This window comes from Priestia sp. AB (assembly GCF_028369225.1).
GTDB lineage: Bacteria > Bacillota > Bacilli > Bacillales > Bacillaceae_H > Priestia > Priestia megaterium.
The window spans coordinates 1-16,835 of the sequence record NZ_JAQMYN010000001.1 but is presented as its reverse complement, the minus strand read 5'-3'; the positions used below and the strand labels follow the sequence as shown (position 1 = coordinate 16,835).

At 38.5% G+C, this 16,835-nt stretch carries 12 protein-coding genes and 2 tRNA genes; 2 read left to right on the top strand and 12 right to left on the bottom strand.

Annotation, left to right across the window (positions count from 1 at the left end; all coding sequences use genetic code 11):
- Nucleotides 1-2 precede the first annotated feature (2 nt).
- The 5 genes from POF52_RS00070 to POF52_RS00050 form a co-directional block, all read right to left on the bottom strand.
- Nucleotides 3-1,466: an o-succinylbenzoate--CoA ligase gene (locus POF52_RS00070; protein ID WP_271988975.1), complete on the bottom strand. Its 1,464-nt coding sequence runs from the start codon at nt 1,464-1,466 to the stop codon at nt 3-5.
- An 82-nt stretch (nt 1,467-1,548) separates the two neighbouring features.
- Nucleotides 1,549-2,367, bottom strand: a complete 819-nt coding sequence (gene menB, locus POF52_RS00065) for a 1,4-dihydroxy-2-naphthoyl-CoA synthase (RefSeq protein WP_013085280.1) — start codon at nt 2,365-2,367, stop codon at nt 1,549-1,551.
- Between the two features lie 16 nt (nt 2,368-2,383).
- The gene (gene menH / locus POF52_RS00060) at nt 2,384-3,193 is read right to left on the bottom strand and encodes a 2-succinyl-6-hydroxy-2,4-cyclohexadiene-1-carboxylate synthase (protein ID WP_271988972.1); all 810 of its coding nucleotides are present in this window, start codon (nt 3,191-3,193) and stop codon (nt 2,384-2,386) included.
- A gap of 3 nt (nt 3,194-3,196) precedes the next feature.
- Nucleotides 3,197-4,951, bottom strand: coding sequence for a 2-succinyl-5-enolpyruvyl-6-hydroxy-3-cyclohexene-1-carboxylic-acid synthase (menD, locus tag POF52_RS00055; RefSeq protein WP_271988971.1), 1,755 nt, complete (start codon nt 4,949-4,951; stop codon nt 3,197-3,199).
- The gene (locus POF52_RS00050) at nt 4,938-6,359 is read right to left on the bottom strand and encodes an isochorismate synthase (RefSeq protein WP_176583605.1); all 1,422 of its coding nucleotides are present in this window, start codon (nt 6,357-6,359) and stop codon (nt 4,938-4,940) included. Before POF52_RS00050 ends, menD begins: the two co-directional genes overlap by 14 nt.
- A 352-nt stretch (nt 6,360-6,711) precedes the next feature.
- Between POF52_RS00050 and POF52_RS00045 the strand changes: the two genes are divergently transcribed.
- Nucleotides 6,712-7,464 (top strand): TraR/DksA C4-type zinc finger protein, encoded by a 753-nt coding sequence (locus POF52_RS00045; protein WP_271988968.1) that lies wholly within the window; start codon nt 6,712-6,714, stop codon nt 7,462-7,464.
- 94 nt (nt 7,465-7,558) lie between these two features.
- Nucleotides 7,559-8,356 (top strand): TIGR00266 family protein, encoded by a 798-nt coding sequence (locus tag POF52_RS00040; protein ID WP_013085284.1) that lies wholly within the window; start codon nt 7,559-7,561, stop codon nt 8,354-8,356.
- Between the two features lie 38 nt (nt 8,357-8,394).
- Here POF52_RS00040 and POF52_RS00035 read toward each other — a convergent pair whose 3' ends face one another.
- From POF52_RS00035 to POF52_RS00005, 7 genes are all read right to left on the bottom strand, one after another.
- A complete protein-coding gene (locus tag POF52_RS00035) occupies nt 8,395-10,806 on the bottom strand; it encodes a glycogen/starch/alpha-glucan phosphorylase (RefSeq protein ID WP_016765785.1) in 2,412 nt (803 codons plus the stop codon).
- A 13-nt stretch (nt 10,807-10,819) separates the two neighbouring features.
- Nucleotides 10,820-12,250: a glycogen synthase GlgA gene (gene glgA / locus POF52_RS00030; protein ID WP_013085286.1), complete on the bottom strand. Its 1,431-nt coding sequence runs from the start codon at nt 12,248-12,250 to the stop codon at nt 10,820-10,822.
- Complete coding sequence (locus tag POF52_RS00025) at nt 12,247-13,272, bottom strand: glucose-1-phosphate adenylyltransferase family protein (protein WP_025750736.1); 1,026 nt, start codon at nt 13,270-13,272, stop codon at nt 12,247-12,249. Before POF52_RS00025 ends, glgA begins: the two co-directional genes overlap by 4 nt.
- Nucleotides 13,273-13,294: 22 nt before the next feature.
- Entirely contained in the window at nt 13,295-14,446 is a 1,152-nt protein-coding gene (locus POF52_RS00020) for a glucose-1-phosphate adenylyltransferase (protein ID WP_016765788.1), read from the bottom strand.
- Nucleotides 14,397-16,358: a 1,4-alpha-glucan branching enzyme gene (glgB, locus tag POF52_RS00015; protein ID WP_176583609.1), complete on the bottom strand. Its 1,962-nt coding sequence runs from the start codon at nt 16,356-16,358 to the stop codon at nt 14,397-14,399. The genes POF52_RS00020 and glgB overlap by 50 nt, the downstream gene beginning before the upstream one ends.
- 293 nt (nt 16,359-16,651) lie before the next feature.
- A tRNA-Glu gene (locus tag POF52_RS00010) sits at nt 16,652-16,723 on the bottom strand.
- 20 nt (nt 16,724-16,743) lie between these two features.
- A tRNA-Ser gene (locus POF52_RS00005) sits at nt 16,744-16,834 on the bottom strand.
- Nucleotide 16,835 lies beyond the last annotated feature (1 nt).

Genomic DNA, 16,835 nt, shown 5'->3' with positions numbered 1-16,835 from the left:
GATTAGCTCCTTTTCTGTATGAACGATGATAGCTTCCGGCGTATGATTTTATTAGAAGCTGTTCGCGGCAGCTCCTCTACTCGAACGAAATACTTTGGAAGTTTGTACTTTGCTAAAAATTGTTGAATGTGTAAAGATAATTCTTCATCTGAAACGTCTTCGTTTACAACAATACATGCAGCTGGCACTTGTCCCCATTTTTCATCAGCTACTCCCGTTACACCGGCCTCTTTAACAGCGGGATGCTTCAACAAAACATTTTCAATTTCAGCTGGGTATACATTTTCTCCACCTGAAATAATAAGGTCTGAACGTCTGTCTAACACATATAGAAAGCCTTCTTCATCCACTTTCCCGATATCTCCTGTATAGAACCAGCCTTGTTGAAGGGCTTTTTCAGTAGCTTCAGGTTTATTTAAATATCCTTTTGTAACATTTGGACCTTTAACAATGATTTCTCCTGCTTCGCTGGTCTCATTTCCTTTTTCATCTACAATTTTCATTGCACATGGAAATAATGGTTTACCTGCTGATCCCAGTTTTCGCAAACTATCTTCAGGTGAAAGCGTAACGAACTGTGAAGATGTTTCTGTCATTCCATACGTTTGATAAACAGGAATTTCTTTATTCACACAAGCCTCTAAAATAGTAAGCGGTGCAGGTCCTCCTCCTAAAAGCATGCATCGAAACGTATGCGGATATTTCCGTTCTCCTAACTCATCGAGCATGTTGGACAGCATGGAAGTGACAACCGACATAATCGTTACCTCTTTGTTTTCAATTGCTTCATTTACTGCTCTTGCTTCAAACCGTTCTTCTAAAATGATTTTCATTCCGTAAAAGACGCTCCGCATTAAAATAGATAAGCCGCTAATATGAAACAAAGGAACCGCTATAAGCCAGCAGTCTTTTTCGTTTAATCCTAAATTAAGCGCTGAGCCAACGGAACTCCACCAGTGATTTCCATACGTCTGCAGCACTCCTTTTGGATGACCTGTTGTTCCGGACGTATACATAATGGTAAATGTCTCCTCGAGATTCCACGTTTTTTGAAAATCCGTTTCTGCTTCTGGAGAACTTTTTAAAGCAGGTAAAGTAAGCTGAGTAATGGAACTTTGGAATTCTCTCATTAAAAATGTTTCATCCGCAATAAGCAACGACACGTTTGCATCTGTTAGCTGATAATTAATTTCTTCGTTTGTCAAACGCGTGTTGACGAGCAGCAACCTTGCACCAATATAAGAAACCGCATGTAAAATCTCAATAAGCTCCACTCTATTTTTCATGTATAAAGCAATGGTATCATCTTGCTTTACACCGTTAAACGAAAGCTGCTGTGCTACTTTTTGAACACGTTTATGAAGCTCTTGAAACGTAAGATACGTTTGGGATGTTTCTACCGCCACTCGATTTGGCGTCAAATATGCTCTTTGCATAAGCCCATTGGGAATCGTTTGGCTACTCATGAATTTCTCTCCTTTTTATACTGATTAACTAAATTAAATTGAAAAAACAGCCTGATGATAATCACCAAGCTGTTTCAGCTGTTTAAGGGAAACGTGGGAACTGTTGGAAGTCTGGATTGCGTTTTTCCTTAAATGCATCGCGACCTTCTTTTGCCTCATCGGTTGTGTAATAAAGAAGCGTTGCGTCACCCGCAAATTGCTGGATACCAGCTAAGCCATCCGTATCAGCATTAAATGCTGCTTTTAAGAAACGAAGAGCGGTTGGACTTTTTTCTAACATCTCTTCACACCATTGAATTGTTTCAGCTTCAAGCTGTTCTAATGGAACGACCGTGTTTACTAATCCCATGTCTAGTGCTTCTTGAGCGTTGTACTGACGGCATAAGAACCAGATCTCACGCGCTTTCTTATGACCTACGATGCGAGCTAAGTAACCAGAGCCATATCCTGCATCGAAGCTTCCAACTTTAGGACCTGTTTGTCCAAATACTGCGTTATCCGCTGCAATTGTTAAGTCACATACAACGTGAAGAACGTGGCCACCACCAATTGCATAGCCTGATACCATTGCAACAACCGGCTTTGGAATTACGCGAATTAAACGCTGTAAATCTAGAACGTTTAGACGTGGAATTTCATCTTCTCCTACATAGCCGCCGTGGCCGCGAACTCTTTGGTCTCCGCCTGAGCAAAATGCTTTATCTCCAGCACCTGCTAATACAATTACTCCAACGCTTGCATCGTCACGAGCATAAGCAAATGCATCGATCAATTCCATTACTGTTTTTGGACGGAATGCATTGTGCACTTCTGGACGGTTAATCGTAATTTTAGCGATTCCGTTATATGTTTCGTATAAAATGTCTTCATACTGACGTACTGATGTCCATTCAACTGTCATCTTTATTTCCTCCTAATTATGTAGTAGCTAAGAACTCACTTACTATTCTACCAAAAATCTCGGGTTGTTCCACGTGAATTGCATGGCCTGTCCCTAAAATAATTCTAGAAGTAGCATTTGGTATTAATGTTTGCATTTCTTTGGAAATTAAACAAAACTTTTGATCTACTTCTCCTGTAATAAGCAAAACCGGCATCAACAGATCGTCCAGCTTCTCCCAAAGGGACGGCTGGACTCCTGTTCCCATTCCTTTCAAACTGTTGGAAAGGCCGATTTCTGTATGCGAAAGTCTTTCTTTACGCACCGCTTCTTGAACATGGCTAGGCAATTGCTTTTGAGAACGAAAAAGAGGAATCTCCTCCCAAAAGTTCACAAATTCTTCAATTCCATTTTTCATAATGCGGCTCGCCAGCTGTTCATCTTTTTCTTTTCTTAGCTTTTGTTCTTCTCGCGTTTTTAAACCAGGCGATGCGCTTTCTAATACCAACTTTTTCACATGGTGTGGATATCGCTGGGCAAATGAAAGAGCAAGCCTTCCTCCCATCGAATATCCAATTACATTCACCTGTGATAAAGATAGCTGTTGAAGAAGCTCATGCAGTGCTTCCACAACTGCTTCCATTAAATATGGTTTGATTTCTTTGGGAGCTGCTGATTGGCCATGACCAATAATATCAACAGCAATTACCTGATAGTCTTTAACGAATTCCTTCATAAAGGTACGCCAAGTTTGAGAAGAGCCGGTAAAGCCGTGAAGCAGAAGCAGCGGCTCTCCTTTTCCCTCGGTGTGCACATGGTAAGATACACCTTTTAATTGATACATCATTGCCTATTCCTCACCGTTTGACAAATTTATTTCCTCGGAAACAAGTTTCCACAAACTGCGATGAGTCTCTACATTTTCTGTACGAGTTGTACGAATCTCTACAACATGCAACCCGCCCTTTGTGAAAGCATGGTTCATTGCATGTCGAAATTCTTCCCAGCTGCTTGCTGAAGAAAATTTGCCATCATACAGACGAGTGGCATGCTCAAAGTTTAATCCAGTTGGCGTACCGAATAAAAATTCAAAGTGCTTTTCTTGTTTTGACTGCGGTAAAAATGAAAAAATTCCTCCGCCGTCATTGTTAACTAGCACAACGGTTAAATTTAAATTATGCATTTTAGCTGCCAGCAGACCATTTAAATCGTGATAAAACGATAAGTCACCAATAAATAAAACGGTGTGATCGTAAGCCGTGCTTACGCCTAGAGCAGAAGAAACTACACCATCAATTCCATTTGCGCCCCGATTTACAAAGAGTGGAATATCTTTTTCCGTATTTAAAAAGAAAGAATCAATATCTCGAACAGGCATTGAATTTCCAGCAAACAAAGCCGTGCCTTCAGGTACTACATCAACAATTTCTTGAACTACTTGTCCTTCGAACCATTCCTGGCCAGAAGTTAGTGTTCTCAGAGCCTGTGCAGTTTGAGCATTAATCTTTTTCCACAGACTCAGCCATGAAGTAGATTCCTCTTGATTCGCTGAAAGACGCTTGATCAGTTCTTCACAAAATAATGTCTCATCGGCTTCAATCATCACTGTCGAACGTAAAGTAGGGTCTCTCCAGCCTTTACCTTGGTCAACTACAAACATTTCTGTCGGCTCGTGTGCTTTCAAAAATTGCAATAGCGGTTTCGATACCGGCATCGCGCCAAAACGAATGACAACTTCCGGGTAAAAACGCTCATCAACCTTATCACTTTTTAAAAATGTATCATATGTCTCTATTACATTTTCTTTTAAATGCTTGCCGCTTCTTAATTGCGATAACGGATCTGCGAGCACTGGAAAGCTTAAAGATTCAGCTAAACGGCATACGCTGTCTACTGCTTTTAAAGACATTTGATCTCCGCATATAATAAGTCCTTTTGTTGTTCCCTCTAAGCGCTTCGCAATTTCTTCGAAACCTTTTTCAGATAGAGATGCTTCTCCATGAATAGCAGACACATATGATTTACCGCGTTTCCCTTGACTCCATAAATCTTCAATAGATAAATCTGGTACAATCGGTTCACGTAAAGGTACGTTAATGTGTACAGGACCGCTCGGTATAGCTTGAGCTGTATGAACAGCCCTTGAAGCTACTGTTCGAATATAACGATTCATATCTGCACTTTCTTCTGGTAAAGCTGTATCTACAAACCACTTCGCATATTGACCGAAAAGATGATTCTGATTAATGGCCTGCGGGGCACCTATATCCCTTAACTCATGGGGACGATCCGCTGTGATAACTACTAAAGGAATGCGTGAGTAGTGAGCTTCAATTACTGCAGGATAATAATTCGCTGCAGCTGTTCCAGATGTACATACAAGCGCCACTGGTTTTTTCTTTGCTTTTGCTATTCCTAGAGCAAAAAAGCCGGCGGAACGTTCATCAATATTTAAGTGTACATGAATATCAGGGTGCTCAGCCATAAGCATCGCAATAGGCGTTGAACGTGACCCTGGACTGACCACTACTTCTTCAACATTTGCTTCTACTAATTCATCCACGAATGACGCAATATACGTTGTTAATGATTTAATGTGTTCCACGCATAATCCCTCCTAAAGCTGAAAGCATCGGGTTGAATTTAATTCTTGTTTCTTCATATTCACTTTCAGGCGTAGAATCTGCTACAATTCCACAGCCCGCAAATAAAACGGCTTCTTTTTGCTGAATAACAGCGGAGCGGATTCCTACTATAAATTCACCGTTTCCGTTGATATCCATCCATCCTAAAGGAGCTGCATACCAACCTCGGTCAAAGGATTCTAGCTGTCGAATAATAGGCAAGGCCTCCTGTTGAGGATATCCTCCTAGCGCTGGTGTTGGATGGAGCTTTTGAATAAATGAAAATAGCGTTACATCTTCCTTTATACGCCCTTTAACAGGTGTATACAAATGTTGAATATGCTTTGTTTTATATAAACTTGGCGTACTTGGAATTTCTACTTCATAACAATAAGAATTCATCGCTTCTTTAATCATATGAACAACAACATCGTGTTCAATTAAGTTCTTGGGATCTTGAAGCAATTCCTCACCTAGTTCGTGATCTTCCTGCCTTGTCTTTCCTCTTGGAATCGAACCCGCTAAACATGTGGAAAACACATAATCTCCTTGTTTTTGCACTAGCCTTTCTGGGGAAGCGCCGATAAAATGCTGATGCTCTCCCTCTAAAATATATGTGTAGCTAGTTGGCTGTTCCTTTAACAGACGCTGAAGCACGTATTCAGTAGAAATATCTTCATTAAATTTCACTTTTAATTGACGAGCAAGAACTACTTTCTCTATAGCCTGTTGCTTAATTAAAGTAGTAGCTCTTTCAATATTTCCTTTAAATTTCTCTACCCCAATTTCCTCTTTTTCCAACAGCAAAGGTGAAATATGGGATTCCCCGTCGTACTCTTCACAAAGAACAAGTTTTTGGACCTCTTCGAAATAATTGATGTGCTTTTTAACAGAATCTTGTCCTTTAACCATCATATTAACGGTAAGGTATCCTTCTTTGTTTACCTGGGTATATAACACAGTTGGAATCATAAATTTTGAAGTCGGGAAATCACTCCAATAGTTTTCTCGATACTGATTTGGGTCAAATGAAAATCCTCCAAATAAAAGAGGACCTGTCCCATCAGGGAAAATTTGGTTATTTTTATAAAAGTCTTCTTTTATAAAGCGCTTCCATTCATTTTCAATGTGGAAATAACGTTCTTTTGCCGCATTGGTGCAAATAGTATGCGCATATCCTAATCCAACAAATGTATAATAACTGTTGGGATCTTTCCAAAAAAAGCGTTCTTTATAAAACTGGTCATGTCCGTTCGCATAAAAAATAAGGGGGTCAATAGGTCTTACTTTTTTCACTAAACTGACCAATTTTGGCTGATTTTCATTTTTTGCACACTCAATCGCATCTTTAATGTATTCTTGTACTAACTGTTCGGTCGTTGCAATCACACTACGTCCCCCCGTTCATCTTTTTTTCTTAAGTCTGTAACTAACTTATTATAAACTTTCAGTTCAAAAAAATCTAGCATCGCGATTCACGAGAAAAAATTAATTTCGCTTGTCTAAATTATGCCTTTTCATTAAATAAATCAAAAATCTTTATGATCTATTCAGTACTCTTTAGACCTCGAGAGCATTATTTTTATCATACCCTTTTCTATAACCTTTAACTTTCTTTAATTTTCCACTCCTTTTCTCTCTTAGCTTCATGAATACCCCAAATACTCCTAATATGAATCGTGTTTTTTTGAATTTTTAACACATACTACAAAAGCACAATAAATTTTTAAGGGGGAGCTTCATGACACTTTCAAAACAAGAAATCAGTCAGTTAAAACAAAATTTACAGCAGCAGCAGGCTGATATTCAATCGCACTTTGATCAAAATGATCATTTTGGTCTAACTCGAAGCGACGCTCACGATGCTGTAGGAGAACTTTCAAGCTACGATAACCACCCTGGTGACACAGCCACGGAAACATACGAGCGTGAAAAAGACCTTGCATTAAATGAACATGCAAAACAAGAGCTACATGAAATAGAAGAAGCACTTCAGGCAATCGCTCACAGCACGTATGGAACGTGCAAAGTATGTGGAGCAGATATCTCGTTTGAAAGACTTCAGGCTGTACCAACTACTTTATACTGTAGAGAACATAGCCCATCGCAGGATATTCCAAAGCACAGACCTGTAGAAGAAAATGTTCTCCATCACCCATTTGGTCAATACGACTATGACGATACCGAAACAACAGGATATGACGCAGAAGATTCTTGGCAAGACGTTGCGCGTTACGGGACGTCTGAATCTCCTTCTGATTTTATAGAAGATACGTCTAGCTATAGTGAAACCTATATTGAGGCAGATGAAGCTATTGGATACGTTGAAGATTATGAAAACTTTGCCGCTACCGATTTATATGGACAGCCTTTTCCTATTTACCCTTCAAAAGAGCATGAGCGATATGAAAATGCACTGGATGAAGAAGGTACGATGACCATATTTGGAGATTTGCCGGCCTATGAGAAAGATCCATACACTGAAAAGGAGTAGTTCTTCATACTACTCTTTTTTCTATTTTTTGTAGGAGCTATAGGAGATGATATCGAATAAATAGGAGATTAGAATTAATAATGAGGTGAAAATGATGAATGCACATGAAATTGATTATAAATTGTATGGAGATGACATGCAGTTTGTTGAAATTGAATTAGATCCTTCAGAAAGTGTTATAGCAGAAGCTGGAGGAATGATGATGATGGAAGATGATATTGAGATGGAAACTATTTTTGGTGACGGTTCTTCTTCCACCAGCAGCGGGCTGTTTAATAAACTAAAAGGAGCTGGGAAACGCGTATTAACTGGTGAAAGTTTATTTATGACGGTATATACAAATAACGGATATCACAAACGAAAAGTATCCTTCGCTTCACCTTTTCCAGGCAAGATTATTCCTGTCGATTTAGAGCAGCTCGATCATAAAATCATTTGTCAAAAGAGCTCCTTTTTATGCGCTGCCAAAGGCGTATCCGTTGGCATTGATTTTCAAAAAAAACTAGGAACGGGCTTCTTTGGCGGTGAAGGTTTTATTATGCAAAAATTAGAAGGTAATGGCTTGGCATTTTTGCATGCAGGCGGAACCATTCATAAAAGACAGCTGCAGCCGGGTGAACGCCTTCGTGTGGATACTGGATGTTTAGTGGCCATGACCCGTGATGTAAACTACAACATCGAATATGTAGGGAAAATTAAAACAGCTCTGTTTGGAGGGGAAGGCATGTTTTTTGCTACTCTGTCAGGACCGGGAACAGTTTGGATTCAATCTCTTCCTTTTAGCCGACTAGCCGATCGCGTTTTATCAAGTGCAGTTTCGCCAACGGGAGGTAAAGGTGAAGGCAGTATCCTTGGTTCTTTAGGTGATTTCTTAAACGGTGACAACAGATAAAATAAAAAAGGTGTAGTCTTTGACTACACCTTTTCTATTTATTGATTTAATAAATTTTTAGTGGAATGAATTCCCCAAATATCAGATGCATATTCCTCAATCGTTCGATCACTAGAAAAAAAGCCGGAGTGTGCAATGTTCGTCGCACTCATTTGAAGCCATTTATTTTCATTTCTATAAGCTTCGTTTACTTTTTGCTGTGCCGTAACGTATGAGTCAAAGTCACGGAGTACATAGTATTCATCATTTTGCATTAATAATGAATCATATATAGGCTCGAATAAGTCATATGTGTCAGGCAGGAAGCCGTTTGTAAGCTGCTCGAGCACTTGTCGAATCCGCTTATCATGATGGTAATAATCATAGGCACGGTATCCTCCATTTTGCTGATAGCTCAACACTTCTTCGGCTTTTAATCCAAAAATAAAGACATTATCTTTTCCTACTGCCTCGCTAATTTCGACGTTCGCTCCGTCCATCGTGCCAAGAGTTAACGCTCCGTTCATCATGAATTTCATATTTCCTGTTCCCGAAGCTTCTTTGCTGGCGGTTGAAATCTGTTCACTGACATCCGCTGCAGGAAAGATATACTCAGCAAGTGACACACGATAGTTTTCTAAAAAAACGACTTTTAAAAACGGTGATGTTTGTGGATCATTATTGACAACATCAGCTACAGAGTTAATTAGCTTGATGACTTTTTTTGCATAATAATAGCCGGGAGAAGCTTTCGCACCAAAAATAAATGTACGAGGAACGATTTGAAAATTAGGGTCTTCTTTTAATCGATTGTACAAATACATAATGTGCAGCACATTTAAAAGCTGCCTTTTGTAAGCATGAAGCCTTTTAACCTGTACATCAAAAATAGAATTAGAATCTATTTTAATTCCCGTTTGCTCTTGAATAATATCCGCAAGCAGCTTTTTACGCTGTTGTTTTACTGTTTTGAGTCCTTGTAAAAAACTTGGATCTTCCACGTACTCTTGGAGCTTTATAAGAGAATGCGGCTGTTTAATCCATTTATCTCCTATCACCTCGGTAATAAGGGAGGAAAGCTGCGGGTTAGCTTTTAACAACCAGCGCCGGTGGGTAATTCCGTTCGTTTTATTGTTAAATTTAGCAGGATAAAACTGATAAAAATCTTTCATTTCTCGTTCTTTTAAAATATCAGTATGAATCTTTGCCACACCGTTTACTTTATAACTTCCCACAATTGCTAAATGAGCCATCTTTACTAACCCGTGCGCTAAAATAGCCATATTTTCAATCCGCTGCCAGTCCCCTGGATATGATTCCCATAATTCTTTACAAAAGCGCTCATTAATTTCTTCAATAATCATATACACGCGTGGAAGCAAGGGTTGAAATAAATCAATTGGCCATTTCTCAAGGGCTTCAGAAAGAGTTGTATGATTTGTGTATGATATGGTATTGGACGTAATATGCCATGCATCTTCCCATTCCATTTTTTCTTCATCCAGTAAAATTCTCATTAGCTCAGGAATCGCAAGTACAGGATGCGTATCGTTAATATGAATGGCTACTTTTTCGTGAAAGTTTGTAAGTGTTTGATAGGTATTTCGATGTGCTCTGATAATACTTTGTAAGCTAGCTGACACAAGAAAATATTGCTGTTTCAATCTTAATATTTTACCATCTTCATGTGTATCATCTGGATATAAAAATTCTGATACAGCCTCTGTTTGACGCTTATACTCCATCACATCTTTATGTACTGGAAATGATGAAGGCTCCGCATTCCAAAGGCGAAGTGTATTAACTGTATCTGTTTTATACCCGATAACCGGGATGTCATAAGGAACAGCAGAGACGGGTTCTCCTTTCACATGACGAAAAGAGAATTTTTCGTCTTCCTGTACCATTTCAACTTCGCCCCAAAAGTTCACTTCTATGGCTTGATCTAATTTGCGTACTTCCCATGAATTCCCATGCCTTAACCACTGTTCTGGGAGCTCAATTTGAAAGCCGTTTACAATCTTTTGATCAAACAAACCGTGTTTATAGCGAATCCCATAACCGTGGCCAGGAAGATTAAGTGAAGCAAGAGAATCTAAAAAACAAGCAGCAAGCCTGCCTAATCCGCCGTTCCCTAATCCTGCGTCTACTTCTATCTCTTCAATATTTTCAAGTGAAATATTCAGATCACTTAATCCTTCTTTTACAACTTCCCGAATTCCTAAGTTCAACAGATTTTGACCCAATAGTCTGCCTAGTAAAAATTCGATAGAAAGATAATACACTTGCTTTGTATGTGAAGACCTATGAATTTCATTGGTTGAAATCCAATCGCTGCTAATATACTCTCGCACCATATTTCCTAATGTATGATAGTGATCTTGAACAGTAGATTCTTTAAAGCTCTTTCCATATGTCATTTCCAGCTTTTTTAAAAAAGCCTCTTGAAAGCTTTTTTTATCAGAGAACAATCTGCTCACCCTTTCACGATGGAGTAGATGTCAAATTTGAATACAATTGATTATATTTAAATGCCGATTGCCCCCAGCTATAATCCTGACTCATAGCATCCATCATTAATTTTTTCCATACATCTTTCTGGTGATAAAATGAAACAGCTCTTTCTAACGTATGAAGCATGTCATGAGCATTATAATTCTTAAAAGAGAAGCCATTTCCCTCTCCGCTATATTCATTATAAGCTTTGACCGTGTCATTCAGGCCGCCCGTTTCACGCACGACTGGAATGGTTCCATATTTTAAGGCTATTAATTGTCCGAGTCCGCAAGGCTCAAAACGGGAAGGCATTAAAAATAAATCCGTACCAGCATAAACTTTATGAGCAAGTTCTTCATTAAAACCAATAATAGCTTTTACTTGTTGCGGGTACGTATCTTCCATCTCACGGAAAAACTGCTCAAACTCGTGTTCTCCAGTTCCTAAAATAACAATTTGGGCTCCTAAGTTAACCGTCTCATGGAAAACGTGCTTAACTAAATCCAATCCCTTCTGCTGAGTTAACCTTGTAACCATCGAAATAATTGGAACATCCTTATTTTCTTCTAATTCAAGATAGCGCTGGAGCTCTTTTTTATTTTTATATTTCCCTTCAATCTTTTCTACCGAATAAGGATAAGATATAAGCTGATCTGCGTCTGGGCTATAAGCTTCTTCATCGATTCCATTTACAATCCCAATTAAATCTTGATTTCGCTGACGCAATAATCCATCTAAACTTTCTCCGTAATATGGCATTTGAATTTCATCTCGATATGTAGGACTTACCGTGGTAATTTTATCAGCTGATACAAGCGCAGCTTTCATAAAATTAATATTCCCATAAAACTCGAGCTGGCTTGTAGTAAAATAATATTCATTTAAATTTAATAACTCATATAAATTGCTCTTAGGGAAGATTCCTTGGAATTGCAAGTTATGAATCGTAAAGACCGTCTGAATATGATCATACATATCATAATTAGCACGAAGTAAAAATGGAATCATAGCCGTATGCCAGTCGTGACAATGAATAATATCAGGCTCATTCTCTAAAAACGGGATAGCTTCAAGCACGGCTCTGCTGAAAAAAGCAAATCGTTCAGCGTCATCGTAGTGCCCATATAAGCTATCTCTTTTAAAATAATATTCATTATCAATGAAAATATATTTAACGCCATCCATCGTTAACGATTCAATTCCGCAGTACTGTCTTCTCCACCCAACCTGTACATGAATAACTTTTTCAAGCACCATTTCATCTTGATAATGTTGAGGAATCGTTCCGTACTTTGGCATGACTACACATACGTTCGTTCCTAACTTTTTTAATTCTTTAGGCAGGGCACCAGCTACGTCTGCTAATCCTCCTGTTTTAATAAAAGGTACACATTCTGATACAGCAAATAATACATTCACGACTTCATCAACGCTCCTTGAGTTGTTCCTTTAGCAATGACTCTAGGTAATCCTGACTCACCTAGCAACGTTTCATTACTTCCTATTTTCACATCTTTGTCTAAAACAACATTTTCTAATACACTATTTTCTAAAATAACGCCTTTTTGCATCACAATGCTATTCTTAACGACCGTACCTTTTCCAATTTTAACGCCTCGGAAGATAATACTATTTTCCACATGCCCTTCAATCACGCACCCGTTTGCAATCATTGAGTTTTTCACAACCGCTTTTTTTGCGTAACGAGTAGGCGGTTCATCTTTTACTTTAGTGAAAACAGGACGTTCGTTGATAAATAACTGCTTCCAGACATCTGGAGATAAAATTTCCATACTTGTTTTATAGTAGGCATCTAAGCTAGAAATCTCAGCCGTATATCCATGGTGCTCATACTTTTCTACACGGTGAGATTGTGCCATATATCGAACCATTTCTTTAATCGTATAAAAATCATGGGATTCATTTTGCAAAATATTAACTAGAATAGATTTATTAATAATATACATATTAAGCGATTTATCACCCTGCTTCATTTCAGTAATATCTGCATTTGAAGCAATATGACGTTGCAACACGTGCTCAAAGTCAACTGTACATATCGTATAACTATTCGCAATTAATACGTATTCCTGCTTACTTCTTAAGAAATAATCAATATGATAACGGAACTGCGTGAATAGTGATGGACTTTCTAAGTGTAAATCACTTGTCATAGGAGGGAAGATAAACAATCCATCTCGCTTCCGATCCAAATCCCACTCTTTTCCTGAACCTATATGATCCATCAATGCGCGATAGCGATCACGAGGAAAAATGGCAACGCTCGAAATTCCAGAGTTCACCATATTAGAAAGCGTAAAATCGATTAATCGATAGCGTCCTGCAAAAGGAATGGCAGCAATCGATCTATAAAAAGTTAAAGGCTGCAGCGCTGTTGTGTTTGTACAAGCATCAATAATACCAAGCATTTGATTATTCAATGTCGTTCATCCTCTCTGTTCGTTAAATGCATTTAGCAACTGATTCAATCAATTCTTGAGTAACAAGAATTACTTCTTCGCTTCCTTTGGTCGGTCGAATAATAGTACCGTCTGGAACTTCAATGTCCGATGGAACAATTGCGTTTTCAATATATACGTTAGAGCCTATCTTTGCAGTAGGCATGACAACCGTTTTCTTAACCTCAGAACCTGAGCCGATTTGTACACCTGGAAATAACACGGACTGCTCTACGTTTCCTTCGACAACGCACCCTTCATTTACTAATGACTCCACCACGCAGGCGTTTGGCGCGATATATTGAGGAGGCTGATTAGGGTTAACAGAGTATACTTTCCATGAAGAGTCAAATAAATTAAGCTCGTCTTTATCACATAACAAATCCATATTCGCTTCCCACAAACTTTTTACAGTTCCTACATCTTTCCAATAACCTTGAAATGGGTATGCAATTAGCTTTTTCTTTTCATCTAGTAAAAGCGGAATAACATCTTTACCAAAATCATGGCTTGAATATGGATTGCGTGCATCCATTTCTAAATATTCTTTTAAAATACTCCATTTAAAAATATAAATTCCCATGGAAGCTAGATTATTTTTAGGACGCTGTGGTTTTTCATCGAACTCCATTACGTCTAGGTCACTATTGGTATTTAAAATACCAAAACGGCTCGCTTCTTCCCAAGGTACTTCAATAACAGAAATCGTTACGTCTGCTTCTTTGTTTATATGATAATCAAGCATATTTTCATAGTTCATTTTATAAATGTGATCACCTGATAGAATCAGTACGTACTCAGGATCATATTGTGTCAAATAGTTTAAATTTTCATAAATAGCACTAGCCGTGCCTTTATACCACTTTACTCCATCTGACTCCGCGTATGGAGGTAATACCGTGACGCCACCATTCCGTCGGTCCAAATCCCAAGCGCTTCCAATTCCAATGTATGAATTGAGAACTAGCGGTTGATATTGGGTTAATACACCTACTGTCTCAATACCTGAATTTGTACAATTACTTAAAGCAAAATCAATAATTCGATACTTACCACCAAATGGTACAGCTGGCTTTGCTAGATTTTTTGTAAGCGAACTGAGCCGACTACCTTTTCCTCCTGCCAATAACATCGCTACGCATTTCTTTTTTAACATGTTGTTTTCTCTCCCCTCGTTTTCTCTTTGCTCGTAGTATACTAATGCCAAACGGCGGAATATTCATTTCAATGCAAAAAGGTTGACCGTGAAACGATTCATCCACTGATTTTAATGCCTTTTTATTTACAATGCCTGAACCGCCGTACACTTCGTCATCACTGTTAATAACTTCAATGTACTCTGTCTCAACTGGAACTCCAACTTTGTAAGAATGATATGGATGCTCAGAAAAATTGCTAACAACTATAAAAATCTCCTGATTTTCTTTCGACTTACGAATAAAAGAGAAGATTTGTTGATGATGGTTGTTAACATCAATCCATTCGAATCCATCTGGATTATGATCTAATTCATATAAAGGCTTGCTTCTCTTATAAATCTTGATGAGATCCTTCATATATCCGTTAAGATTGCGATGCATATCAAAGTCATAAAGCATCCAATCCAACTCCTCTAAATCTTTCCACTCATCGAATTGGCCAAACTCTCCGCCCATAAATAAAAGCTTTTTTCCCGGGTGTGCAAAGAAGTATCCATATAGCAGTCGAAGCTGTGCAAACTTGCGCCAGTAATCACCTGGCATCTTATTAAGTAATGATTTTTTCCCATGTACGACTTCATCATGGGAAAGCGGCAAAATAAAATTTTCGTTAAACGCATACATTAGTGAAAAGGTCATTTTATCGTGAAGATAGGGACGTCTTTCCACGCCAGCTTCCATGTATGTTAAAACGTCATTCATCCATCCCATATTCCATTTATAATTAAAGCCTAAACCGCCCTCATACGTAGGTGCTGTAACAAGCGGCCAGTCCGTTGAATCTTCTGCCATCATTAATACCGTTTCATCAGATTCAAAAACAGCTTCATTCAACTTTTTCAAGAAGCTGACAGCTCCATCATTCACTGCTTTTCCAGAAGAATTTTGCCAATAAAGCATATTAGCTACAGCATCTACTCGAAATCCATCTATATGGAAGTACTCCAACCAAAACAAAGCATTCGAAATCAGAAAACTTTGTACTTCAGGCTTTCCTAAATCGAAATTAGCTGTTCCCCAAACGTAGTTTTCACGATCGGGTTCTTGTTTGTATTCATAAGTAGGTTCTCCATCGAACATATACAGACCGTGTTCATCCTTACAAAAGTGCCCGGGTACCCAATCTAAAAGAACTCCTATATTGTTTTGATGACACTCATCTATAAAGTTCATCAACTCTTTAGGTGTACCGTATCGACTGGTGGCGGAATAGTATCCAGTTCCTTGATATCCCCAGGATCGGTCGAGCGGATGCTCAATGACTGGTAATAACTCAATATGTGTAAAACCTTGTTCAGCAATATAAGGAATAAGCTCCTGTGCTAATTCACTGTATGTATAAAGGCTGCCATCTTCATGAGTCCTCCAAGACCCTGCATGCAGCTCGTAAATACACAGCGGTCTTTCATATATATTTTGCTGTTTTTTCTTTCTACGCCAATATTGGTCGTTCCATTTGTACCCATCCAATGAGTAAACAATAGACGCAGTGTTTGGGCGCACTTCGCTGAAGAAAGCGTATGGATCTGCTTTTAATTTTTTTTGATTGCTTTGTGTGATGATTTCATATTTATAAATAGTCCCTTGTTCTAATTCAGGGATAAATGTCATCCAAATACCTTCTTCATTAACTTTGACCATGGAATGTTGAAAACCGTTCCATTTATTAAAATCACCTACAACGCTTACACCCTTTGCATGAGGTGCCCACACGCAAAATCGTACGCCTTCAATCCCTTCTACCGTTACCTGATGCGCACCGAAAATAGAGTAACTGCGAAATAAGTTTCCTTCGTGATACAAATGAACATCAAATTCAGTAGGCTGAACCGCTAGATTCACTTTTGCCACCCCTTTAACTTCAAACATAATATACGCACATAATATACGCTTCTTACCACTCATTCCCTTTTACAGTAAAAACATAAACCTTTTCTACAAATATAATAGAATAAAAGTTCTTTTAAATTACTCTTTATCCCATACTCTTCATACTTTATTACTTTATGAATAATTCCATATGGCATAGGAAAAATCCTGCTTAAAACTTACTTTTTATTCTGAAAATTCATGGTAATTATTCCTAACTATTATTTCTGTTTACTTAATCTTTAAAAAAGCGCAAATAAAAAAGGTTTGCATATATGCAAACCTTTTTGAGATGACCCGTACGGGATTCGAACCCGTGTTACCGCCGTGAAAGGGCGGTGTCTTAACCGCTTGACCAACGGGCCATATTTAAATTTAAAACGACTGGCGGAGAAGGAGGGATTTGAACCCTCGCGCCGCTTACACGACCTACACCCTTAGCAGGGGCGCCTCTTCAGCCACTTGAGTACTTCTCCG

Coding starts and splice junctions, on each gene's coding strand:
- menB (WP_013085280.1), bottom strand. CDS start 2,367: ATGACAGTTGAATGGACATCAGTACGTCAGTATGAAGACATTTTATAC.
- glgB (WP_176583609.1), bottom strand. CDS start 16,358: ATGTTTGAAGTTAAAGGGGTGGCAAAAGTGAATCTAGCGGTTCAGCCT.
- menH (WP_271988972.1), bottom strand. CDS start 3,193: ATGATGTATCAATTAAAAGGTGTATCTTACCATGTGCACACCGAGGGA.
- POF52_RS00070 (WP_271988975.1), bottom strand. CDS start 1,466: ATGAGTAGCCAAACGATTCCCAATGGGCTTATGCAAAGAGCATATTTG.
- POF52_RS00045 (WP_271988968.1), top strand. CDS start 6,712: ATGACACTTTCAAAACAAGAAATCAGTCAGTTAAAACAAAATTTACAG.
- POF52_RS00040 (WP_013085284.1), top strand. CDS start 7,559: ATGAATGCACATGAAATTGATTATAAATTGTATGGAGATGACATGCAG.
- POF52_RS00020 (WP_016765788.1), bottom strand. CDS start 14,446: ATGTTAAAAAAGAAATGCGTAGCGATGTTATTGGCAGGAGGAAAAGGT.